This is a genomic window from Mycobacterium appelbergii, assembly GCF_032883035.1.
GTDB lineage: Bacteria > Actinomycetota > Actinomycetes > Mycobacteriales > Mycobacteriaceae > Mycobacterium > Mycobacterium appelbergii.
Map to the genome: position 1 here is coordinate 1 of NZ_JAMQTH010000005.1, position 22,553 is coordinate 22,553.

A 22,553-nucleotide genomic window follows, 5' to 3' on the forward strand; every position below is an offset into this window, starting at 1 on the left:
GCCTGCAGCATCAACTGAATCTGGATCAAACAAACCCGACTCCAAAACCGGGTGGACTCAGCAACGGGGTCTCGCCACCCGCAAGGGCACATGATCCGCTCCGCAGCGGACAGAACCACCCAGGGCTACTGCCGGATATGTAAACGCGACGACGACCGCGAGCGACGGCGCAAGAACCGCGCGGCCGTAGAGCTGGTTCGCGCCCTAGAGGCAGAAGACTTCGCACTGCGACACAACGCACCTGCCGCCGCCATCATCCGAAACGCTCTCAGAACCTCTGTGACCGACGAAGGTCAGACCTCGAGAGTCTGACACCAGACTGTCCGATCCAACGCGTCTGCGAACCACACAGGCGCACCCCAGGGCCACCCACCAACGGGTGGCCTTTGTTGTTTCTGCCGCAGACCACGCGGCCAACCAAAGAGAAAGAAGAAGCGATGTCCTACTACGCACATTCCACCATTGCCGATCATGTGCTCCGCTGGAACCAGACGCTAGACGTTGAACTGCCCGACGAACTCGCCGACGCTATCGCGCTCTACCGCGCTATCCGGAAAGTTCCGGTCAACACGAAGCCGACCGTAACCGTCAGCTCAGTCACGACGAAGAACGCAGAAGCCAAAATCCACGAACTGGCAGACGAGTTGGTACTGATCGACACCGTAGGGGTGGGGTTCTCCCCGGTGCAGCGTGCCAAGAACCAACTGTCCGAATCTGCTGCCAGCGCGGTCATCCGCCAAGCTGTGGCCGCAATCCCGAACATCGTCGAACAGCTCCAGCCGCAGCTGGCCGAGCACGCAGAGGCGTACACCGAAGCCGTGGCGGTGCTGCCAGAGGCGAAGCACCTCAACTCTGAAACGTTGGTCAACAGCGGGCCAACGGTTGTCGAAGCCTTCGCCGCAGCGCAGCGCCAAGCGCAGGAGATCGACGCTATCGCCGGCTGGGTGGCCGGCACGAGCCTGCTACGGGCAGGTTCACCAGACCCCGTATTGCGGGTGCTGCGTCCCGATACCTATGACCAGCTCTATCGGCTGGACGAAGCCCACACCGAAGCTGGTCGGCCCGGTGCCAGTACATCAGCGGTCGGTGCCGTCTACTTCGCAGCGGTGCGGCTCGGTGTGCCGTTCGGTATCAACACTCTCGCTGAGTGCGCCGAAATCCGGCGAGACCTGGAATTGCAGGAACGGGCATCGCGCAAACAGTTCGCCTGATTCAACGCTCACACGACGAACCCCAGGGAACGACCCTGGGGTTTTTTCATTGCTACACAAAGGATTACGAATGATCTGCACGATACAGGAACAACGGGAACACAGATTCACACAATGGTGGGAGAACAACGGCAAGCCTTGGGCAGAAGCTCGGGCCGCAGCCGGTAACCGCTGCTGGACCGACGACATCGACCAACGACGGGAGCTGTTCATGCGCCGGTATCAGCCGACAGAACCGCCCAGGGGATTACCGCCTATCTCGCTTGCAGTGATCCGAGGCGAGCATCGCCGCTGGGAAGCCGTGGCAGATTGCGGGGTCAACGCAGCATGAGTTCAGCAGCAGCTAAGAAGCTGACACGGACGTTGAGCAAGACCAGATCCAAATCAGAGGACGACATAACCGACCCGCTAGCCGTCGCGTTCCTCCGCAAGCTGGAACAGCGCGGGCTTGGCAAGTACCTCCCCGACGACGAGCCAGACCCCACAGCAGAACGCAGACAAGCGATGCGAGAACTGGCTCAGTGGAACCGCGACTACCAAAGCGGAAAGTGGCAAGCAGAACGGGATTCCCAACGCCAAGCGGAGGCAGAGGCAGAATGGCAGCACAACGCGTCAGCCGGCGAGATCTTCATAGAAGCGTTGCGTAAAGCCAACAACCAGCCAGCCGGTGCACCGACACCGCTTAACGGCGCGGGCATTCTACGAGCCGCGGTCCGTGGCTTAGGCGGGAAAGTAACGGTCAACGGTGGCTGACAGACGAAGGCGCACCTGCTTCCGCGAAGGATGCAACCGGGGCCGACCAGCTGACCACACCTACTGCACCCAGCTATGTATGTTGATCGACTTCGAGTTGCAGAAGGCGCAGCGAGCATGCGAAGCGCTCGACAGAGAGCCGCTCTCTGATCTGACCACCGAACTGTGGACATCGGCAGTCGCGCTATCCGACGTTTTCACCGAGCTTTGTAAGCTCCACTCGCAGCTCCGGAAAGCTGCCGAGAGCGTAGGAATCCCCCAGCAACGATGGGTTGAGTTGGTGCACCCGAAGGAATTACGCGATCCGGCTTAACCTGTTGCTGTCTACCGGCCTCGCCTACCAGGCTTTCCCGCGACCAGGGCGTGACTCTTCCCACCGATCGATGGTCTTAGGCAGCCAACCCCGCGTTGTACCGATCAACGCATCGGGATCTGGCAACTTGTACCTGCTCAGCGTGTCCGGTGCCACGCCTATCCTCTCGGCCACGTCTTTACGGCTTAGGTATCGCACGGTCATCACACGATTCTCGCCGATGCTGCATTCTCCTGTCGTACGGCTGCGATACCAGCAGCGAACCCTTGCTTGAAGATCTGCTCTAGGTGCGGGATCACCAACTCGGTGATCCTGGCCTGAAGATCGCCAGCAGGGTCATGCCAGTTGGCACCGTCCCAGAACGTCGGATACTCAGCGTCCGACAAGTACCACCCTGGGGGTGACGAGAACGACCAACTCTGATCCACCGATGGCAGCACGTCTGCCAACTGGCCTGCGAGGTCGAAGTCCATCATGCCTGCCCGTCGTCTAGAACTAGCTGGAGCGCGGTAGCTCCACCGGGATAGTTCTGCACGGCCAGCAGGGCAAGATCCAACGCCGGCAGATTCCAGATGCGCCTGCCATCGGGCAGCGTCTCTTGCATAACGTCGGCTATGTGGTCTGCCAAGTCGTACGCGGAATAGTCCTGTGCGAGTACCGATACCGCTTTGTAGTCATACCTATCGATGTCGAACGTCATGTCTAGGCCACCGGTCCGCAACGCAGGTTACCCATCTCCGAACACACCCAACCGCTCTCGTCTTCCATGATGATTCCGTCTCCGTTGTCGTCTCCGACCTCGACGGCGTACTTGTCCACGTGCAGGTCTGTTGATGCGCCATAGGCGACACCGGCCCCGATGCCGAGCGAGCCTGCGCCGATGAGTAGAGCTGCGATGCAGTTGGTGAGTGTGCGGATCATGGTTGTGTGCCCTATCTGTCTGTGTCACAACGGGATACCCACCAATAATACACGCTTTCCGTGTATATGACTAGACCCCGCGTTGGGCAGGCAGGCACAGCACCGAGTGGCAGGCAAGAGGGGCAGGTGGTGTGCACGGGGCTGCACTAATGGGCAGCAGGTGGCACACAGGGTGGGGTGCAGGGTGGCACAGGTTAGGTGCGTCGGGGTGGCAGGCACTGCGCAGCAGGCAGGTGTGCCACTGCCACACCCCCGTCGTCGGGGTATGCAGGCCGGCAAGTAGACATCGCTTGCGCTTGGGCGTCGCTCGCCTTCGGCGTGCTAGCAGCCGCACCCCCCACGGGGGTACCCCGCCGGCACCCGCGTATCGACCGGTTGGTAATGCGCCCACGGTCACCGATGCCTAGGCATAGCCCCCCTTTTTCCGAACCCGCTGCACACCCCGCACCGTCGCTGATCTGCAAACTCTTGCAGAGACACCGCGCCAGACAAGGCCCAAAAACACGCCCCAAACGGGCGAGAAACGGACGAAAACATGAGCAACATCCCCAAGGAACCACCGGCAACACCGAAGCCGCCCAGCGGCCTACGGACACGCGGTAAACGGCTCTGGGCAGAGTTGCACACCACCGGCGACTTCAGCGGTTGTCCAGAGACACAGCTGATCGCCGAAGAGGCGTGCTACCTCGCTGACGAGATCGAACGCCAACGCCGGCTAGTACGGAAAGCCGGGGCAAACACCCGAGTCGCGGGATACAACAAGCAGCCGGTATCGATGCCCGAAATCGCTGACTTGCAACGCAATCAGACGCTACTGCTCTCGATGCTCAAGTCGCTACGTATGCCCGACGCAGACGAAGACAACAGCAAGCTGACTCCGAGCCAGATCGGCAAAAAGGGTGCAGAGGCCAGGTGGCGAAAGTGAGGACCCCGAAACGGTGGGATCGACCGAAGCCCAACGACTCGGCCTCGCTAGCCGCTCGTCTCCCAGTAGAACTCACGTCACCTGACCGTTGGTTCACCGACAACGGCCTCTACGACGTTCACGCTGACGTACAGCGGTGGCTTGTCGAACAGGGAGCCGATACGCGGCTCTCCTACGAAGTGCTTCGTCTGGCCGGCTTAGACGCAGCCGTCTGGTTCAAGTGGTGGTTGAGCTAGCCGCAACCGCTCGGAGCCGAGACCCCCATCACCAAAGCCTGCCGTTGATCTCAGTTTGCGCAGGTGAGGGAACATGCCAGAAGGGAGAGACGTTCAAAAGTTGATGTGTAATCATGTACGAATGATGGATGGGAGTCCTCGCTACGAACGTCCACCGGTGCGAAGTACGAGCCTGACAGTATTTGTTGAGCCAATCGAGAACTTCGATGTGTCGATGATTGGACAACTCCAACAGCGATGGAGCGAAAGGTTTCCCGCGCTGGCGCAGACCGCACCCAGACGGCGACCCACACCGCTACCTGAAGTAGATATTTTCGGCAGTGGCTGGCCCTTGCCTGGTGTTGAGCAAGTATCTAGTTCACTGTGCCGCACAATTGCGTACCAGCACGACCAGATTGCACTGGACTGGACCTTCGATGCGGAAGCGCCGGACACGTCGTACCCCGGTTTCGAAGTCTTAGCCGGTGAGTTGAACTCTTATTTCGATTTCTTTGCCGACTTGGTTGAACGGTGGGGTGATAGGCCGCTGAAAGTCCAAGGCTGCCGGTGCCAATATGGGAACCTCCTGGATGACATTGCAGGCGCAGATTGGATCGCCAATTACTTATCGGACTGGCACGGTGTTGGCTCTACCAGACGCTTCGATGACGCCGGTTACCTTGGATTTCGGTTGAGACGTGAGAAGAAAAACGAGGAACTCGGGGCAAACACTACGACGCGAGTCGATATCGACAGTGGGCGCGACGTCGGCGCAACTCAGCTCGATATTGATACTCTGTCGATCCCGCTGCCGGATTCACCTCTCAGCGAGAAGGATCCCAAGGAAGTAGCGCAACTACTTCTAACCGATGCCCATCAACGGCTGATCGAAGCATTCGAGGAAAGTTCGAACGATGCCATGCGCACTACCTGGGGGGTTCGCCAATGACGACTCCGCACTTTGAGCATTTCGAGATCGCGGTGAAGCGGCTGAGCAAGATCGCGTCTGAAACCAGGTCCGCAGTCGATGCCTGGGAAGATGATTTCCACCGAGTTGCGGGACCAACCCTTTCCAGGCTTGAAACAGCCATCCGCTCACTGGAAGGGCTGGCATCCGAGGACTGGATGGGAATCCTTGCACGGCGGCAAGGCGCTAAGAGCCGCGGATATGCAACCCTCCACGAGTTGAAGGAGGAGGGGCTTATCGAGGGCACCACCTTCGACCGCGCAAAGACACTCATAGATGTTCTGTTCAATCCGAACACTGTCTATTCCTCGATCGCGCCCGACGACGGCGGAGTCACGTTCTATTGGCGCGCAGGAGAGATGTCTGTCGGCATCGATATCTACGCTGGTGAAGGTTATTGGTGGCGAGTGCGGAACGTCGCGGCCGAGACTTACTCCGGCCATGGCTCTGAGCTGCCACTTGATCAGTTGAAGTACAGTCTGAACTGGTTTTCTAAAGACGTTGATCGAGAAAATCCACACTGGCGTCAGCAGCCTATCTAAACGCGGCGTTTTCAGTGGCAGAAGAATGGGTTGGGGATGACTCGTCGCTTAAAGACGGTGAATTCATCTACCGCAGGGTGAGCAAAGGCGATCGCGGATCGTTCAATCTCGCAGTTGACCGGAAGAGCGGCGAAAAGTGCCTAGGCAAGGGTGCCTTTAGCTTAAACACTGCCGACCGAGAGCCCCCCAGAGGGCTGTTCTGTCCACTTTGATTCCCTGTTGCGTTTCCACGAGACCCCGACCGACAGCCTGGCCAACTGGGAGTCCTTCGGCGTAGGCCGATTTCAAGCTGTCGATGTTCGCCGAGGGGGCGGAGGGGTAGTGCTAGCGCCGGACGAAGAGGACGAGACTCTGGGCCGCGCTCACGCACTCCTGCGGACCGAGAGCCCAGGCTTGCCAAAGCACGAGTGGAGTGAGATCCGCGAAGCCATTCTCGATGAAGCCGTGTACTTCGATGCTGACCCCGGTTACGCAATCGAACCGAGAGACAACCAAGGCGCGCCGGAGGTTGAGCAATAACTACCGATCGACAACCCCAACGGGTCGCTCATAACGGAGCCCACCATAGCGGTAGACGTCATCGTCGCCGGTCAGACACACCGGGTCGTGGGCCCAGCCGCTGTTTCGCCCCTGGCCGGCTGGGTACAGCAATGACCATGACGTCACTGTGGCTTGCCGACCGTCAGGACCAACCCGTGCAGTCCGCCTCCCTCGATGAGGGGAGCCGGCGCGCCGAGATCGTCGTGGTCGGCGCGGGCATCACCGGACTGATCACCGCCGTGCTGCTCGCCAGGGCGGGCAGGCAGGTGCTGGTACTGGAAGCCCGCAGCGTGGGTGCCGGCGCGACCGGCAACACCACGGCGAAGATCAGCCTGCTGCAGGGCACCAAAATGTCGACGATCCTCGGCAAGCACGGGCGCACGGTCGCCGGCCGGTATGTGCAGGGCAACCTCGAGGGTCAGCAGTGGTTGATCGGGCATTGTGCGGCGCGTGGCCTCGCGGTGCAGCGCGAAGACGCCTACACGTATGCGCAATCCGAGGACGGCGTGCCGTCCGCGCGCGCCGAGTTGGACGCCTGCCACACAGCCGGACTCGACGCCGAGTGGGTTGACGAGGCCGACGTCCCGTTCCCGTTCCACGGCGGCGTCCGGTTGGCCGATCAGGCCCAGTTCGATCCGATGCCGTTGCTGGACAGCCTCGTTGTCGAGCTCGACGAGCACAACGGCCGGCTGGCGCAAGGCGTCAGAGTCCAACAGGTCTCCGGCGACGGAAACGGCCTGAAGCTGCAGGTGGGCACACCCACCGGGGCCGTGTTCGACATCCGCGCCGACCGGTGCGTGCTCGCCACCGGCGTGCCGATCCTCGATCGCGGCGGCTTCTTCGCACGCCTGGCGCCCAACCGGTCCTACTGCCTGGCATTTCGGGTCCCCGGGGAGCTCACCCGCGGCATGTACATCTCGGCCGATTCACCCACCCGGTCGGTGCGCTACGCCCCGACCGCCGACGGTGACCGGCTCATCGTCGGCGGCGCCGGACACCCGGTGGGACGCGGCGGCAACCCCGCCGGGTCCGTGCGGGAACTGACGTCGTGGGCCGAGCGGCACTGGCCGGGTGCGATACAGACCCACTACTGGTCGGCGCAGGACTACACCCCGGTCGACGGGCTGCCCTACGTCGGCCCGATCCTTCCCGGACAGGACAAGATCTATGTGGCAACGGGTTTCGACAAGTGGGGCATGACCAACGGGGCTGCCGCCGCGCTGGCACTGTCCAGCCGGATCCTGGGTGGTCGGATGGATTGGGCGGACGCGTTCGCGAGCTGGAGTCCCCATGAGTGCTCGGGCATACCCGCCGCCCTGCGCACCAACCTGGAGGTCGGGCTGAACATGGCCAAAGGCTGGATCACCCCGGCCACCCGGATCGGCGACCGGGCAACCGAGGACGGCGGCATCGTGACCGGACCGCCATGGCACCTGGAGGCACACAGCGTGGTCGACGGCGTCGAGCGCACGGTCTCGCCGGTATGCCCGCACCTCGGTGGCATCGTCAGCTGGAACGACGCCGACCATTCGTGGGAGTGCCCCCTGCACGGGTCACGCTTCGCACCGGACGGCACCCTGCTCGAGGGTCCGGCCACCCGCGGACTCACGGCCGGCCGGTAACGCTATGCCTGTGACACGAGGTGTGCTGCAATGTCGGCATGGGTGATATCGACGACATCAAGCAAGTCAAGTACCGGTACCTGCGGGCGCTGGACACCAAGCACTGGGACGACTTCGCCGATACCCTGACCGAGGATGTCGCAGGAGACTACGGGCAGTCACTCGGAGAGGCACTCCATTTCACCGAGCGTGCCCCTCTGGTCGAGTTCATGAAACAGTCCCTGGGACCGGAGATCATCACCGAACACCGCGTGGCACACCCGGAGATCGCCGTCGACGGCGACGAGGCCACCGGTACCTGGTATCTGCAGGACCGCGTGATCGCTCCGGACTTCAACTTCATGCTGATCGGTGCGGCCTTCTACCATGACCGTTACCGCCGAACCAGCGACGGATGGAAGATCAGCGCCACCGGATACGACCGTACCTACGACGCCACCATGTCGCTCGACGGCTTGAACTTCAAACTGAAACCCGGTACGGCCCTTAATATCTGACACTGCCTGGCGCGTTATTTGGCGACGGCGATCAACGCTCCCGGCCGCAGCCACCGCATGATCTGCACCAGCGTGGCGTCCTCGATCGCCACACATCCCGCGGTGGGTCCGCCGTCGGTGGTGTGCAGGAAAAAGGCACCGCCATTGCCGGGCACCCTGGCCTTGTTCACGCCCATCACGACCGCATGCTTGTAGGCCGAGATGTTCAGGTTCTCGGTGCCGCTACTCGGGTCGGTGTTGAAGGGACATTGCGCCTTCTTGCACACCTGCATGGTGTTGTAGGTCGGGCTCTTCATATCGCCGTCCCACCAATGGTCCGGACCGACCTGCACATACTGCAACCCGCCGCCCGGATTCGGTGCGGTGCCGAACGCGAAGTCCAGGGTGAAGATCCCCATCGGGGTGGCCATGTTGCCGTCGTGCGTCTGCGCCAACATGCCGTTGGCCCCGATGTTGGCGGGAATTCCGACGCCGACGGGCTGCCAACCGGCCGGACCACGCTGCCACACGTCCATCTTGGCTTTCGACCCACCCACGCCCACAACGGAAATCACCTGGCTGGCGTTGCCCACCGAACGGGCGAACCATGGCGTGTTCACGGCGTGCGCCACCGGTGAGGCCACCAATGCCAGCGCTGCGACACACAGCAGAACCAGCAGTCGGCGCACCAGTCAATCGTCGTCGCCACCGCTTTCGGCGAGGTAAAGGTTGAGACACGATCCGGTCGCACCTATACGTTGGCGTCATGGACGTGCGGAGGATCGGTCGAGGGTTGGGCACACTGGATCGCGAGGTGTTCGAGGCGGTGGCGGACTCACCCAGCCCGTTACTCGACACCGTCATGCCCAACCTGACCAGGGCCGCGGACCATTCGAAACTGTGGTTCGCCATCGCCGCCGCACTGGGCACGCTGGGCAGCCCGGCGATCCGGCGCGGCACCTCACGCGGCCTGGCCAGCCTGGCGGTGAGCAGCTTGCTGACCAACCAGGTGGCCAAACGGGTGTGGCGCAGGCCCAGGCCGGACCACAGTCTGATCCCGGTCGCCCGCCGGGCCCGCCGCATTCCGACATCGCATTCCCTGCCGTCGGGCCATTCGGCCAGCGCCGCGGCATTCGCCGTCGGCGTCGGCCTGGAGAGCCCCCCGGCCGGCCTGGCGCTGGCGCTGCTGGCCGGCCTGGTCGGGCTGTCCCGCGTGGCAACCGGTGCGCACTATCCCGGGGATGTGTTGGCCGGCTTCGGTATCGGTGCGGGCATCGCCGTTCTCGGCGCCAAGATGGTGCCGCCGATCCCGCCCGTCAGCCTGGCTGTTGCAGACCCGCTCCGCTTCCACACCGACGTCCGGCCGGACGGTTCCGGAGTGGCGCTGGTGATCAACCCGGCTTCCGGCGGAGGCACCGGCGCACGGGTGGTCGAGGAGGTACGAAAAGCACTGCCCGACTGCGAAATTATCGAACTCGGCCCCGACGACGACATCGAGGAGGCGATGCGGGAGGCAGCCGGCCGCTGCGAGGTGCTCGCGGTCGGCGGGGGTGACGGCACGGTGGCGTGCGCGGCGGGTGTCGCCGTCGAGGCCGCCGTTCCGCTTGCGGTATTTCCCGGCGGTACGTTCAACCACTTCGCCAAGGACATCGGGTGCGATTCGGTCGCGCAGACCGTCGAGGCGATCCGGAAAGGCGATGCGGCCTACGTCGATCTGGTGTGTCTGGACGGGGCTAAACCGAGAATGGTGATCAACACCGCCAGTATCGGTGCGTACCCGACGTACGTGCGGCTTCGGGAGAAGCTGGAGCACCGGCTGGGGAAGCGGCTGGCGGGCGCGTGGGCGCTGTATCTCACGTTGCGCCGCGACGCACCGGTGCGCATCACCTACGACGACAAGACGTTGCAGACGTCGCTGTTCTTCCTGGGCAATTCCACGTACTTTCCGTCCGGCTTCGCGCCGTCGCAGCGGCCCAGGATGGATGACGGCCTGATCGACGTCCGGATCCTGGAGACGGCGCGGTCGTTCAGCCGCCTGCGCATCGTGACGTCGATCGTGACGGGACGGCTGGAACGCAGCCCGCTGTATCACGAAATGCAGGTGCCGCAGTTCCGGTTCCGCACCGTGGACGGGCCCACGGTGCTCGCCCACGACGGCGAGGTAGGCGAACCCTGCACCGAGGCCAGCTTCACTGCGCGATACCGGGCGCTGCCGGTGTTTCGCCCACTGCCCTGACTCTCGGATAGGGCGGTACCAACAGCAGGACGCCGACGAAATACGCGTAGCCCAGCGCCCACCCCGCAAGAACGTCGGAGGGGTGATGGACGTTGAGCACCACCCGGCCGACCCCGATCATGACAACGATCAGCGCACCCGCCACGCACACCCAGCCGCGGGCCGGTCCGCGCAGCGCGGGCCACGCCACGGCCAGCAACGTCAGCACACTGGCCAGCACGCCAAGGGCATGCCCGGACGGGAACGCCGTCGACGCCGCGTGAACCAAGGCGGTGTCCGGACGCGGCCGGGACGCGAGAAACTTGGCGGCCTCGATGACGATGCCGTTCAACACCACGGTCAGGAGCACGAACACCGCGATGCGCCGCCGGCGCCGCAGCAACGCGACCACGATGATCACCACACCCACCAGGCGAAACGCCATCGGCCCCAGCACCGTGCAGAACACGTCCCACACCGTGACCCACGTGGGATGGGCGGCTCCGTACCGGTACGGCCCGCTCAGTCCGGCGTCGTCGAGCGTGGCCAGCCAGTTCCAGTGCGCTCCATAGCCGATCCACAGCAGCGCATATACCGCGACGGCCAGCACCGCCGTGCCGATCAACCAGCCGGTCCGTGTCCCCACACGAACATCTGTACCAGCTCCGATCCGTTTCCACGGCCCGACCAGCTACCGTGCAGAGATGGCCCTGTTCCTGCGGAAGCTACTGCACATCGGCGATCTGCCGGAGAGCCTGCGCGCAGAGGCAGAAGCCGAGGGAATCGTCTTTCTGGCCGAATACGTCCCGGTGACGCGGCGCTTCACCGGCTCCATCCCGGGCAAACGGTCTTCCGGAAGCATCGCCAGCTACGCCGGGTCGCTCGTGTTGACCCGTGAGCGGGTGCTCGCAACGCTGTCCACCGTGCCCAAGCTGGCCGGGCGCAGCATCAACCAGCTCTGGAGCGCGCCGCAATCCGGGGCGGTCAAAGCCGAGCTCACCGCATCCGGACTGGAGTTGGATGTCGACCTGGCTGAGGTGGATCCGCGCTGCCAGGGTCACCTGTCGCTGCACTACAAGACCGCAATCGGTGAGGATGTGCTGGCGCGGTTGCCGCGCCGGGACCTGGCGTTCGATGTGCCCCCGGAGTGGGTGTTCCGCGCGATCGGCGTGCAATACCACCCATAGCTGAGCCAAACGGTTGCCGACAGCCCGTCGAGGCTGTTCGGTCGGATGGGGATGTCCCAGCGGTATCGAAAGGAAGTGATGTGACCGGGCACCGGCAGAACCTGCTGATCGTTCACTGGCATGACCTCGGGCGCTACCTCGGCGCCTACGGCCACGCCGACGTGCACAGCCCACGGCTCGACCAACTCGCCGCCGAGGGCATCCTGTTCACCCGCGCGCACGCGACAGCGCCGTTGTGCTCGCCTTCGCGGGGCTCGCTGTTCACCGGCCGGTATCCACAGAGCAACGGTTTGGTCGGCCTGGCCCATCACGGCTGGGAATATCGCCCCGGGGTACGTACACTTCCCCACATTCTGTCCGAATCAGGCTGGCACACAGCCTTGTTCGGGATGCAACATGAAACCTCCTATCCCGCCAAGCTGGGATTCGACGAATACGACGTCTCGAATTCGTACTGCGAATACGTCACCGAACAGGCCTCCCACTGGCTCACCGACCCACCGCGCCAGCCGTTCCTTCTCACCGCCGGATTCTTCGAGACGCACCGCCCCTACCCGCGGGAACGCTATGAGCCCGCCGACGCCGGCACCGTCGAGGTGCCCGATTACCTGCCCGACACCGACACCGTGCGTGCGGATCTCGCCGAGTTCTACGGCTCGATCGCAGTTGCCGACGCAAGGGTCGGCGAGCTTCTGGACACCCTGGCTGCGACGGGCCTCGACGAGAACACCTGGGTGGTGTTCATGACCGACCACGGACCGGCGCTGCCGCGGGCCAAGTCGACGCTGTATGACGCAGGCACCGGCATCGCGCTGGTCATCCGTCCGCCACGCGCCGCAGGCATCGCCCCCCGACGCTACGAGGAACTGTTCAGTGGCGTCGATCTGTTGCCCACGCTGCTCGAATTCCTCGGCGTCGACATTCCCGCCGACATCGACGGCCTGTCGCATGCCGGAAACCTCAAAGACGTTGCCGCCGAAGGCCCGCAGGTCCGCACGGCGGTCTACACCACGAAGACCTATCACGATTCATTCGACCCCATCCGCGCCGTCCGCACCAAGGAATACAGCTACATCGAAAACTACGTGCCACGACCACTTCTGGACCTGCCGTGGGACATCGCCGACAGCCCGCCGGGACGCATTCTGGCCGCTGAGGTGCGCAGGCCGCGACCGGCGCGGGAACTCTACGACCTCGGCGAGGACCCGACGGAGTCCACCAATCTGCTGGGACCTGACTCGCCCGAGGGCGCCGAGGCGATCGCCGACGACTTCGCGCTGCTGTTGAACGCGTGGCGGGAGAAGACCCACGACGTCATTCCGTCAGACTTCGCGGGTACCCGGATATCGGAGCGCTACACCCAAACATATCTACACAACCATGGCCGGCCTCCCGTTGACGAAAACACTTGACAGCCCGTGGAATAGCCACCGCAAATAAGTTGCGGTTAGAGTCACGCGCATGCCAGATCACCCGAGCGCCTACCTGGTGCTCGCTTCCCAGCGCAGCGGCAGCACCTTGCTGGTGGAGTCACTGCGCGCCACCGGCATGGCCGGTGAGCCCCAAGAGTTCTTCCAGTACCTGCCCAACACCAGCCAGTCACCGCAGCCGCGACAGTGGTTCGCCGGTGTCGAGGATGAGTCGATTCTGCGCCTGCTCGATCCGCTCGACGAAGGCAAACCCGATCTCGCCCCACCGACCATCTGGCGCGACTACATCCAGACCGTCGGCCGCACGCCGAACGGGGTGTGGGGCGGCAAGCTGATGTGGAACCAGACCCCGCTGCTGCTGGACCGCGCCCGCGCCCTGCCGAACCGGTCCGGGGACGGGTTGCTCTCGGCGATCCGCGACGTCGTCGGCAGCGATCCGGTGCTGATCCACGTACACCGGCCCGACGTGGTGTCGCAGGCGGTGTCGTTCTGGCGGGCGGTGCAGACCCGAGTCTGGCGCGGCAGGCCCGATCCGGTGCGTGACGCCCGCGCTGAATATCACGCTGGTGCGATCGCCCACGTGATCACCATGCTCCGGGCACAGGAACAGGGCTGGAGCGCCTGGTTCGCCGAGGAGGACGTCACACCCATCCAGGTCTCCTATCCCTATCTCTGGCGCAACCTCACACAGGTGGTGTCCGAGGTGCTGGAAGCACTCGGCCTGGATCCCCGATTGGCCCCGGCGCCGGTGCTCGAGCGCCAGGCCGATCAACGCTCCGACGAATGGGTGGACCGGTACCGTGCTGACGCCCAGCGACACGGGCTGCCGCTCTGAGTGCCCGCTAACCTGCGATTTCGGCCAGTTCGTCGACGATCCGATCTGCATGGGTGACATACAGTCCGTGTGCGGCGCCGGGAATCTCGATGAGCTTCGCCTGCGGCAACAGCTCCGCGGAGCGCCGGCCGGCGAGCTCGATCGGCGTCGACACGTCTGCGTCGCCGTGGATCAACAGGACGGGTAGCTGCAGTTCGGCGAGTTCGGCACGGTAGTCGGTGGTGGCGCCCATGCGCGCGGTGGCGAGCAGCGTCTGCGTCGGCATCTCCGCGACCTGGTTCACCGTCCAGTCGACAACCTCGGGTGCCACAGTGTGGTTGTCTCCGAAGAACTGTGCCGCGGTGTCGACACACCATTGCCGCACATCACGTTCCAGGTCCGCGAGCATGCCGTCGAGGAGTTCCTGCTCGACACCATCCGGGTTGTCCGCCCTCTTGGCCATCAGCGGCAGTTGGGGTGCCACGAACACCGCGCGGCTCACCCTCGCGGTCCCGTGCCTGCTGAGACAGCGCACGATCTCACCGCAGCCGAGCGAATGGCCCACCAGCGTCACATCTTTGAGATCGAGCTGCTCCAGCAGTCCGGCCAGGTCGTCGGCCAGCAGATCCACTGTCCACTCACCGTCATACCGTTCTGAACGGCCGTGGCCCCGCCGGTCATAGGTGATGCACCGAAAGCCCCGGCCCACCAGATGTGCCGTGATGTCGGCCCACTGACCCGAATTCATTCCCCACGAATGTGTGAAGACGAGGACCGGGCCCGCGCCGGTGTCGGTGTAGTGGAGGTCGGTGCGATCTGCGCTCGCTGGCTTCGGCATGCCCCAATGATCGGTGAGCGGGACGCGGATATCGATTACGTCGCGGGTAATGGTCGCGTCACCGCACCTGGGCCACCACGAATACGCGGCGGAACGGAAAGAACGTGGTGCCGTCCGGCCGGGCGGGGTACGCCTGCGCGAGCAGGGGGATGATGGCCTGGCGATACTCCTGCCAGGCCTGCTCGGTCAGCCGGCTCTTGACCTGGGTCAACGCGGTACCGGTGATCCAATCCAATACCGGTGTCTCACCGGATAATTGATGCACATAGGTGGTCTCCCAGGCATCGACCGTGCAGCCCGCGTCGGTAAGCAGACCCGCGTACTCGGCGGGCGCGTCGACCTGGCCCGCGTCGCGCCATGGCATGTCCCGCAGCGGGTTTGCGAACGGTTCACGGCGCGCCACCTCGCGCACCGCCCGGTGCGACGGCGAGTCGAAGTTGCCCGGCACCTGGAAAGCTATCCACGCACCCTGCGCCAACTGCCCGGCCCAGCGCACCACCAGCTCCCGGTGTGCGGGCACCCACTGCAACGCCGCATTGGAGATCACCACGTCGGTGTCGGGTTGCGGTTCCCAGTCCTCGATCACCCCGGCGTGGGCGTCGACCCCGCGGGTCCGCGCGGCCTCCACCATCTCCGGTGAGCTGTCCCAGGCCTCCAACGCGGCCTCCGGCCAGCGCTGCGCCAGTACCTCGGTGAGGTTGCCCGGCCCGCACCCGAGATCGACGACGCGACGCGGGCCCGTGGTGTTCACCCGCGACAGCAGGTCGAAGAACGGACGCCCTCGATGGTCGGCGAAGGCGAGGTAGGTGTCCGGATTCCACATACTCCGATCATGCCTGCAGAGCCCGCTCCCGCCCATCGTGGAGCGGTCGATATCGTCTTCAATCGATGGACGAATCAGAAGCTGTTCGAAAAATCTGGGCTGAGCTGGGCCTGCCCGGCATGATCGACGTCCACACCCACTTCATGCCGAAGAACGTCATGGACAAGGTCTGGCAGTACTTCGACAGTCAGGGTCCGCTGGTCGGCAGGCAATGGCCGATCACGTACCGCGCCGACGAAGCCGAGCGCCTCGCCACACTGCGATCGTTCGGCGTGCGGCGCTTCTCCTCGCTGGTCTATGCGCACAAACCGGAGATGGCGGCCTGGCTGAACCAGTGGGCCGTCGACTTCGCCCGGGACACCCCGGATTGCCTGGCCACCGGAACCTTCTATCCGGAGCCGAGCGCCCCCGGCTACGTGGCCGACGCCATCGCCGCCGGTGTCGAGGTGTTCAAGGCACATATTCAGGTCGGCGGCTACGACCCCAACGACCCCCTGCTCGATGATGTCTGGGGCGCCATCGAGGACGCCGCCGTGCCGGTGGTCATCCACTGTGGCTCGGGCCCGGTGCCCGGTGAGTTCACCGGTCCTGCGCCGATCGGGCGCCTGCTGCACCGCCACCCGCGCCTGGCGTTGATCGTGGCGCACATGGGCATGCCCGAATACGCCGAATTCCTGGACCTCGCTGAGCAATTCGATGCCGTTCGGCTCGACACCACCATGGCGTTCACCCCGTTCGTCGAGGCGACGATGCCGTTCCCGAAGTGCGACACGCCCCGACTGCACGCGATGGGCGACCGGATCCTGTTCGGCAGCGATTTCCCCAACATCCCCTACGGCTATGTCGAGGCCATCAGGAACGTGACCGAACTGCCGGGTGTGGACGACGCCTGGTTACGCAGTGTGCTCCACGACAACGCCGCGCGGCTGTTCAAGGTGACTTAGCATCAGAAATCGTGGCGTCGTCTCACGGTGATCAAGCTGATCCGGTCGATTCTCCCGTCCCCGTTCCCGACGTTCCGGGCAAAGACGCGAGTTCGGGCGGTCTGCCGCGGCGGAGGGACCTGACGCTGCGGCAACGCGCCATCGTCGACGCCTCGGCCGGCGCCGACATCGTGCTGCGCACCGGGGTGGCTTCGGTGGTGGCGGCATCCATGGTGCCCAGGACGCTGAGTTCCGTTCTGCGGCCGGCCGCGTCCCGCGCCGAGCACGGGCACATGCGTTTCTACGCCGAGCTGGCGGCGGCGCAGGACCCCCGGTTGTCGTTCCCCGATCCGACCGAGATGCCCCGCGTCGCCTCCCGACCGGCCAACCCGATCGCCGAGTGGACGGCACACGGGCACGTCGAGAACATCCGGTTCGCCAGTGGCTTCACCGCGGTCAACCCCGCCCTGCGCGAACAGTGCCGACGGTTCACCCGCAACAACGTGGTGCACGCGCAGCATTGGCGGCACAGCGACGGCCCGCGCCCGACGTTGTGCGTGATCCACGGGTTCATGGGGTCGCCCTATCTGGCGAACGGTCTGTTCCTGTCAATGCCCTGGTTCTACCGATCCGGGTACGACGTGCTGTTGTACACCCTGCCGTTTCACGGTCGTCGCGCGGAGAGGTTTTCTCCGTTCAGCGGATACGGATTGTTCGCCAACGGTTTCGCCGGGTTCGCCGAGGGCATGGCGCAGGCCGTGCATGATTTCCGTTCCGTGATCGACTATCTGGAGTACACCGGGGTGGACCGGATCGCCCTGACCGGAATCTCGCTCGGTGGTTTCACCTCGGCGCTGTTGGCCGGCGTGGACGATCGGATTCAGGCGGTGATCCCCAACGTGCCCGTCGTCACCCCGGACCGCACTGTCGACGAATGGTTCCCGGCCAACAAGCTGGTGGCGTTGGAGCGCTTCGCCGCCGGGACCGATCCCGAACTGTCGGCAGCGGCCACGCGATACACCTCGCCGCTGAACTACCGGCCCCTGATACCCAAGGACCGCAGGTTGATCATCACCGGCCTGGGCGACCGGCTGGCGCCACCGCAACAGGCCGAAATACTCTGGGAGCACTGGGATCGCTGCGCGTTCCACTGGTTCCCCGGTAACCACCTGCTACATGTGAGCCAGCCGGACTACCTACGCCGGATGACCCGCTTCCTGCGGGATTTCATGTTCGACTGACAGCCGCGTGAGCAGGGCCTGCGGCAGCGCAGTCGCATTGCCTTCCACTCGCGCCGCCGAAAGGGGGTTCAGTGCCTCCAGCGCCGGGCGCTGTCTTCCGCGTACCGGGGTCAGCCCCTTGCGCGGCCCCTTGGCCGCCGGCCGTTCCTCGGTGCGCACGGCGGCACCCACCGTCAGGTCCGGATGTGCTGGGTCACCGGTGAATTCGAGCGCGGTCCAGACCTCCGACGACGGCAGGGTACGGATCGAGGCGAGAGTGTCAACCAGGTCGTCGGTGACCGCCACCCGGTAGGCCGCGACAAATCCGGACTCGTCCGACATGGCCCGCCAGGTCTCCTTCGCGGGGGCAGGCACCGGGGTGTCCACGCCGTCGACGACGGTGACCGTCCAGCCGTGCTCCCGGAGATGGTCGGCCATCCGGCGCCCCACCACTTCAGCGGTGTCGCGCAACGGTATCCGTGGCGAGCGGGCGCGCAGTGCATCGAGGTTGTCGCGGGCAGCCACCGTGAGACTGATCCAGCTGCGACGGGTCCCGTTGGCGTCGCGGTGGGTGATGCGCACCTTGTCGCAGCGGATGCCGTAGCGGTTCAGGTAGGTCACCGCGACGGGCACCTGCGCGGGCGTTGCGGGATCCACCCGCAGTACCACTGTGGTCGTGTCGGTGCCGGACTCGGTGTGGTCGTGGGCTTTCGAGTGGTTACGTCGCCACATTGCGATACGGCGCCCCACCCTGGTGGTGAAGAACAATCCGCCCCACCACGCAAGCAGCACCAGCACGACGGCGACGGAGACTCCGAGCACCCAGCGTTCGACGATGCTCTGCCACGGGCGGGCCAGCACCGCCGCGACGATGAACAGGGACGCCAACGCGATGCGGGCGGTCATGTGGTGTTGTCCTTCCGTCGGTATGCGATCGCGGCCGCCAGGGCCACCAGCGCAAGTGCTCCGGTCCCGGCCAGAGCGATGTTCCGCGGGGTGTTGTCACGCGGTGCGGGTTCGGCCGGCGCGGCAATCGGTTTGCCTGCCGGTGCTCGCGGTCCGTCCATCGGGATGTCGGCGATGTCCCAGGTGAGTGCCGCCACCGGATCCACCGCCCCGGACCCGATGAGATTGGACGGTGTGCGTGCCGCCCCCTGGGCGGTGGTGATCAGCCGGTGCACCACCTGCCGCGCGCTCAGGTCGGGAAACTTACTGCGCACCAGGGCCGCAACGCCCGACACATAGGCAGTCGCATAGCTGGTGCCACTCAGCGGCATCGGCTTGTCCTGTTCGGACGGCACCGCGTTGGACAGCCCGCCGCCGGGAGCATTGCTCACCGAGGAAACGTTCTCTCCCGGTGCCGAGATGCCCACCCAGGGCCCGGACATCGTGAAGCCGGAGGGCTGCCCCTCGGCGGTCAGCGAGCCGACCGACAGCACGTAGGGCTGCCACCACGACGGTATCGACACCGAGGTGACGCCCGCCCAGTTGCGCGGATCATCGGGGGTGGCAGCACTGGACAGCGGATTGGACTCACACGCAGATCCGGTACTGACACCGCCACGGTTGTTACCCGCTGCAGCGACGATCACCGCGTCCTTGTCGAGCGCCGCATACCGCAGCGCGGCACCGAGTTCGGTCTGGTCGATGTTCTTGTCGGCGGCCAGGCACGTCACCACCGAGATATTGATGACCCGGGCACCCATATCGGCTGCGCGCACCACAGCGCGGGCCAAGCTGGACACGTCGGCGGCGGCACGGGCTTCCGCCGCGTCGGCACCGGGGGTCCGCGGGGAGAACCGCGGTGAGTTCTGCCGGATGGAGATCAGCGTGGCCGCCGGCGCCACCCCGGAAAAGCCGTCGGGCCCAGGTTGACCGGCGATCAGGCCTGCCACGGATGTACCGTGCCCGTCGCAGTCGCTGAGTCCGTCGGTCGACTCGATGAAGTCACCACCGGGTTCGACGTTGGGCAACCGTGGCCCCGGTTGCACACCGGTGTCGATGACCGCGACTTTCTGCCCCTCCCCACGGCTGTGCTGCCACGCACCGGGCAGGTTGAGCGCCAACTGATTCGGATTGACCGCGGCCGGGTCGGTGCCGGGTAGCACACCGGTGGTGACGCAGTCGCTGCGCTGTGCCATCGGTACAGCCGGACCGGTGCTGCCCGCGGGCGGCCCGACCTGCGGATCGACTTCCGGCGGGCTGATGGCGGCCGCCGACGGACAGCCGATCAGCGCTACCAGACCGGCCGTCGCGAGGACGCCCAGAGTCTTCTGATTCACCGACGCATCACCTGTCGAGAACCAGGGTGAAAAGTCCCACCAGGAACGCCATCACCGGGATCAGGGACGCGTCGAGGGCGGCAGCCAGGAAGCCGACCAGGCGACGCATCGGCAGCGAGTAGGTGTCGGGCGAGGCCACCGCCGGGTTGAGCGCCACCAGGACCCACACCAGCACCAGTGCGGCCAACGCTGCCAGCGCCCACCACGCGGCCTGATACCGGCCGTCCACCGCAAAGGTCACCAGCAGCACGAGCGTCAACAGATAGGAGTGACCCGACAGCCACGCCTTGCACGGTGCCGAGTCCCACACGCGGGCCCGCAGGGCGGCCCCTGCCGCGGCCGCCACCACGATGTACCAGGCCCACGGCGATGCGGTCGCCGAACCGACCAGCGCCAGCGATCCGGTGACTGCCAGCAGCACTCCCGCGGCGATCACCCCGGTCTGATGCGACTGGCTCACCCGCACCCGCCGCGGTAGGTCTTCGAGCACCGACAGCGACCGCGGGGCCGGCGTCGGGTCACCGGGGGCCGGGATCACCGGCAGCGGGAAGCGCGCCCACATCGCCGACAACTGCGCGGCCTGCACCGTCACCAGCAGACCGATCAACACCAGAATGCAGCCAAGCACGTCGGACGACAGTTCCCACAGCGTCGCGACAGCGGCGGTCAGCAGCACACCGACGCCGGTCACCGCCGCGGCGGTGAACACCGCGATACCGCGGTCATCAGGCGAATTCGCCATGCTGATCAACGCCCACGCCGTCACGCCCGCAGCCGCGAGCAGCACGTTGGGGGCGCCGAATTCGCCCGGCACCGCGAGCGCGAACGCCGCTGTGACCGGGATCAGCGCGGTCACGGCAAGCGCGGTCGCCAGCGCCGGTGAACGGCCCCGGGTGGACAGCGCGCCGATCACGGTGGCCACGGCGATACCACTGACCACGAACAGGCCGAGAAGTTCGCTGGTGGCCACGCTGTGCGCGACAGCCAGTCCGGTGCCGACCAGGATCAGCCCGATCAGCGCGATCGAGGCGATGCGGGCGATATGCGCAGGGCCCCAGGGCCGTTGACGGGCCGCCGAGAAGATGACGGCGGCGTCGGCAATGTCCTCCACGATGCGGGGCGCGGCGGGCCCGGCCGGAACAGCCTGCAAGGCCAGCAGATCGCCGTCGACCACCCCGACCGTGTCGAGGGTGGCATCCAGGCTGAATGCCGCGCCGCCGACCGGGGCGAGGCTGAGCCGCACCGGATCCGGGGCAGCGGCCCGGGCCGCTGCGTCGCTTTCGCTCCGCTCGCCCGAGGCGGGCAGCGCGATGCGTTGGACCGCGGGCAGGATCTCGCGTAACGGCAGCCCGGATGGCAGCGCCATCTCGGTCAGCCTGCCACCATCGTCTCCGGCGGCCAGGACGGCCACGCGGACGATCGGCATCACAGTGTTGTCGGGCATTCCTATGCTTTCTGGGTTCTTCTCTGGGGATGATGTGCCGCTTCTTCGTCGAAGTCGCGGATGAGCGGCTGGTCGGGGAACCAGGGGCCGCCGGGCAGAGCTGCGGTCAGCCGCTCGACCGCCATGGCGATCGCGTCGGCACTTCCCGCGGTGAAGGTCGAAATCCATTCCCCGTCGAAGGCTTTCGACGGAGCCACCAGGATCCGGCCGGCCGGGGTGTCGACGATGCTGACGCCGACATCGGTGCTGACCCGGTGACCGTCGCGATGTTCGCCTGCCACGATCTCGACGTAGGTCCGCCGCCCGTCGAACACTGACTCCACCACCGGCCGCGCCGAACGCGGAATCCCAAGGAATTCCAGCACTTCGATCAGCGGGGTGCCGTTTCGGATCTGTTCGTCGGCCCGGGCACCAGCCTGGGCCGGCATGGCAAACTCATCGAACCGCGCCGGCCTGCGTTGCGAAAGCCCGGCGGTCAGCACCGGAACCAACGCGTGCGGATGACTGATGTCCATCTCGGTGAAGGTCACCAGTTGCGCATTGCGTAGCGCCACCACGGTGCGGCCGGGTCCTCGCGCGACGATGCCCCGCAGCAGATCACCCGTGCCGGACACGAAGCGCAGGTCCAGCCACTGGGCCGGCCGACAGATCAGCCGGATCCATTCGGCGACCACGGAATTGACCTCACCACCGGGATGTAGCACACCCATCCGGGTGAGCTCGGCGGTCCGTTCGGTGACGAAACCCTGCCGGTGCGCCGGTTTGCTGTAGGGCGGCGTGATGGCCAGCACCCACGGGAACGCCCCGGCGCCCAGCAGGTCGGCGACGTACCAGGCCTGCTCGGTGGTCAGCTCAACAGCGTTAGTGCCCACTGTGCCCGATGTGGCAGCCC

At 65.3% G+C, this 22,553-nt stretch carries 24 protein-coding genes; 13 read left to right on the forward strand and 11 right to left on the reverse strand.

Features of this window, described 5'->3' with window-relative positions; all coding sequences use genetic code 11:
- Window positions 1–437 precede the first annotated feature (437 nt).
- On the forward strand, window positions 438–1,211 hold the full coding sequence (locus M1247_RS12440; RefSeq protein ID WP_317156646.1) for a hypothetical protein: 774 nt from the start codon (window positions 438–440) through the stop codon (window positions 1,209–1,211).
- Between the two features lie 327 nt (window positions 1,212–1,538).
- On the forward strand, window positions 1,539–1,964 hold the full coding sequence (locus tag M1247_RS12445; protein ID WP_317156647.1) for a hypothetical protein: 426 nt from the start codon (window positions 1,539–1,541) through the stop codon (window positions 1,962–1,964).
- Between the two features lie 516 nt (window positions 1,965–2,480).
- Here the strand turns inward: M1247_RS12445 and M1247_RS12450 are convergent.
- Genes M1247_RS12450 through M1247_RS12460 form a run of 3 tightly spaced genes read right to left on the reverse strand, consistent with a single transcriptional unit; the run spans window position 2,481 to window position 3,198 of the window.
- Window positions 2,481–2,753, reverse strand: a complete 273-nt coding sequence (locus M1247_RS12450; RefSeq protein ID WP_317156648.1) for a hypothetical protein — start codon at window positions 2,751–2,753, stop codon at window positions 2,481–2,483.
- Window positions 2,750–2,977: a hypothetical protein gene (locus tag M1247_RS12455; protein ID WP_317156649.1), complete on the reverse strand. Its 228-nt coding sequence runs from the start codon at window positions 2,975–2,977 to the stop codon at window positions 2,750–2,752. The genes M1247_RS12450 and M1247_RS12455 overlap by 4 nt, the downstream gene beginning before the upstream one ends.
- Window positions 2,978–2,979: 2 nt before the next feature.
- Entirely contained in the window at window positions 2,980–3,198 is a 219-nt protein-coding gene (locus tag M1247_RS12460; RefSeq protein ID WP_317156650.1) for a hypothetical protein, read from the reverse strand.
- Window positions 3,199–3,733: 535 nt separating this feature from the next.
- Between M1247_RS12460 and M1247_RS12465 the strand changes: the two genes are divergently transcribed.
- The 5 genes from M1247_RS12465 (at window position 3,734) to M1247_RS12485 (ending at window position 8,506) form a co-directional block, all read left to right on the forward strand.
- Window positions 3,734–4,123 carry a hypothetical protein gene (locus M1247_RS12465; RefSeq protein WP_317156651.1) on the forward strand — a complete coding sequence of 130 codons (390 nt, stop codon included), beginning with the start codon at window positions 3,734–3,736 and terminating at the stop codon, window positions 4,121–4,123.
- 357 nt (window positions 4,124–4,480) lie between these two features.
- Window positions 4,481–5,287, forward strand: a complete 807-nt coding sequence (locus M1247_RS12470; RefSeq protein ID WP_317156652.1) for a hypothetical protein — start codon at window positions 4,481–4,483, stop codon at window positions 5,285–5,287.
- Window positions 5,284–5,847, forward strand: a complete 564-nt coding sequence (locus M1247_RS12475) for a hypothetical protein (protein WP_317156653.1) — start codon at window positions 5,284–5,286, stop codon at window positions 5,845–5,847. The genes M1247_RS12470 and M1247_RS12475 overlap by 4 nt, the downstream gene beginning before the upstream one ends.
- A gap of 656 nt (window positions 5,848–6,503) precedes the next feature.
- On the forward strand, window positions 6,504–8,009 hold the full coding sequence (locus tag M1247_RS12480) for an FAD-dependent oxidoreductase (RefSeq protein WP_317156654.1): 1,506 nt from the start codon (window positions 6,504–6,506) through the stop codon (window positions 8,007–8,009).
- A 38-nt stretch (window positions 8,010–8,047) separates the two neighbouring features.
- A complete protein-coding gene (locus M1247_RS12485; RefSeq protein WP_317156655.1) occupies window positions 8,048–8,506 on the forward strand; it encodes a nuclear transport factor 2 family protein in 459 nt (152 codons plus the stop codon).
- A gap of 14 nt (window positions 8,507–8,520) precedes the next feature.
- Here M1247_RS12485 and M1247_RS12490 read toward each other — a convergent pair whose 3' ends face one another.
- Window positions 8,521–9,174 (reverse strand): L,D-transpeptidase family protein, encoded by a 654-nt coding sequence (locus tag M1247_RS12490; protein ID WP_317156656.1) that lies wholly within the window; start codon window positions 9,172–9,174, stop codon window positions 8,521–8,523.
- Window positions 9,175–9,251: 77 nt separating this feature from the next.
- Between M1247_RS12490 and M1247_RS12495 the strand changes: the two genes are divergently transcribed.
- Window positions 9,252–10,721: a bifunctional phosphatase PAP2/diacylglycerol kinase family protein gene (locus M1247_RS12495; protein ID WP_317156657.1), complete on the forward strand. Its 1,470-nt coding sequence runs from the start codon at window positions 9,252–9,254 to the stop codon at window positions 10,719–10,721.
- On the opposite strand, the gene M1247_RS12500 is transcribed toward M1247_RS12495, so the two are convergent.
- Window positions 10,675–11,346 carry a phosphatase PAP2 family protein gene (locus tag M1247_RS12500; protein ID WP_317156658.1) on the reverse strand — a complete coding sequence of 224 codons (672 nt, stop codon included), beginning with the start codon at window positions 11,344–11,346 and terminating at the stop codon, window positions 10,675–10,677. The genes M1247_RS12495 and M1247_RS12500 overlap by 47 nt on opposite strands.
- Window positions 11,347–11,404: 58 nt before the next feature.
- Here M1247_RS12500 and M1247_RS12505 point away from each other — a divergent pair, with 58 nt between their 5' ends.
- From M1247_RS12505 to stf0, 3 genes are all read left to right on the forward strand, one after another.
- Window positions 11,405–11,887, forward strand: a complete 483-nt coding sequence (locus tag M1247_RS12505) for a hypothetical protein (RefSeq protein WP_317156659.1) — start codon at window positions 11,405–11,407, stop codon at window positions 11,885–11,887.
- A gap of 80 nt (window positions 11,888–11,967) precedes the next feature.
- Window positions 11,968–13,299 carry a sulfatase family protein gene (locus tag M1247_RS12510; protein ID WP_317156660.1) on the forward strand — a complete coding sequence of 444 codons (1,332 nt, stop codon included), beginning with the start codon at window positions 11,968–11,970 and terminating at the stop codon, window positions 13,297–13,299.
- A 49-nt stretch (window positions 13,300–13,348) separates the two neighbouring features.
- Window positions 13,349–14,152 (forward strand): trehalose 2-sulfotransferase, encoded by an 804-nt coding sequence (gene stf0 / locus M1247_RS12515; RefSeq protein WP_317156661.1) that lies wholly within the window; start codon window positions 13,349–13,351, stop codon window positions 14,150–14,152.
- Between the two features lie 7 nt (window positions 14,153–14,159).
- On the opposite strand, the gene M1247_RS12520 is transcribed toward stf0, so the two are convergent.
- On the reverse strand, window positions 14,160–14,969 hold the full coding sequence (locus M1247_RS12520; RefSeq protein ID WP_317156662.1) for an alpha/beta fold hydrolase: 810 nt from the start codon (window positions 14,967–14,969) through the stop codon (window positions 14,160–14,162).
- Between the two features lie 58 nt (window positions 14,970–15,027).
- Window positions 15,028–15,792: a trans-aconitate 2-methyltransferase gene (locus M1247_RS12525; protein ID WP_317156663.1), complete on the reverse strand. Its 765-nt coding sequence runs from the start codon at window positions 15,790–15,792 to the stop codon at window positions 15,028–15,030.
- A gap of 65 nt (window positions 15,793–15,857) precedes the next feature.
- Between M1247_RS12525 and M1247_RS12530 the strand changes: the two genes are divergently transcribed.
- Complete coding sequence (locus M1247_RS12530; RefSeq protein WP_317156664.1) at window positions 15,858–16,736, forward strand: amidohydrolase family protein; 879 nt, start codon at window positions 15,858–15,860, stop codon at window positions 16,734–16,736.
- A gap of 11 nt (window positions 16,737–16,747) precedes the next feature.
- Window positions 16,748–17,956, forward strand: coding sequence for an alpha/beta hydrolase family protein (locus M1247_RS12535; RefSeq protein ID WP_317156665.1), 1,209 nt, complete (start codon window positions 16,748–16,750; stop codon window positions 17,954–17,956).
- Here the strand turns inward: M1247_RS12535 and eccE are convergent.
- From eccE to M1247_RS12555, 4 genes are read right to left on the reverse strand one after another with little or no spacing between them, the layout of a single operon-like run.
- Complete coding sequence (eccE, locus tag M1247_RS12540; protein WP_317156666.1) at window positions 17,912–18,841, reverse strand: type VII secretion protein EccE; 930 nt, start codon at window positions 18,839–18,841, stop codon at window positions 17,912–17,914. The two genes, M1247_RS12535 and eccE, sit on opposite strands and share 45 nt — an antisense overlap.
- Complete coding sequence (gene mycP / locus M1247_RS12545; protein WP_317156667.1) at window positions 18,838–20,217, reverse strand: type VII secretion-associated serine protease mycosin; 1,380 nt, start codon at window positions 20,215–20,217, stop codon at window positions 18,838–18,840. Before mycP ends, eccE begins: the two co-directional genes overlap by 4 nt.
- Before the next feature lie 7 nt (window positions 20,218–20,224).
- Window positions 20,225–21,661: a type VII secretion integral membrane protein EccD gene (gene eccD / locus M1247_RS12550; protein WP_317156668.1), complete on the reverse strand. Its 1,437-nt coding sequence runs from the start codon at window positions 21,659–21,661 to the stop codon at window positions 20,225–20,227.
- Window positions 21,662–21,663: 2 nt separating this feature from the next.
- Window positions 21,664–22,533 carry an ESX secretion-associated protein EspG gene (locus M1247_RS12555; RefSeq protein ID WP_317156669.1) on the reverse strand — a complete coding sequence of 290 codons (870 nt, stop codon included), beginning with the start codon at window positions 22,531–22,533 and terminating at the stop codon, window positions 21,664–21,666.
- Window positions 22,534–22,553: the final 20 nt, after the last annotated feature.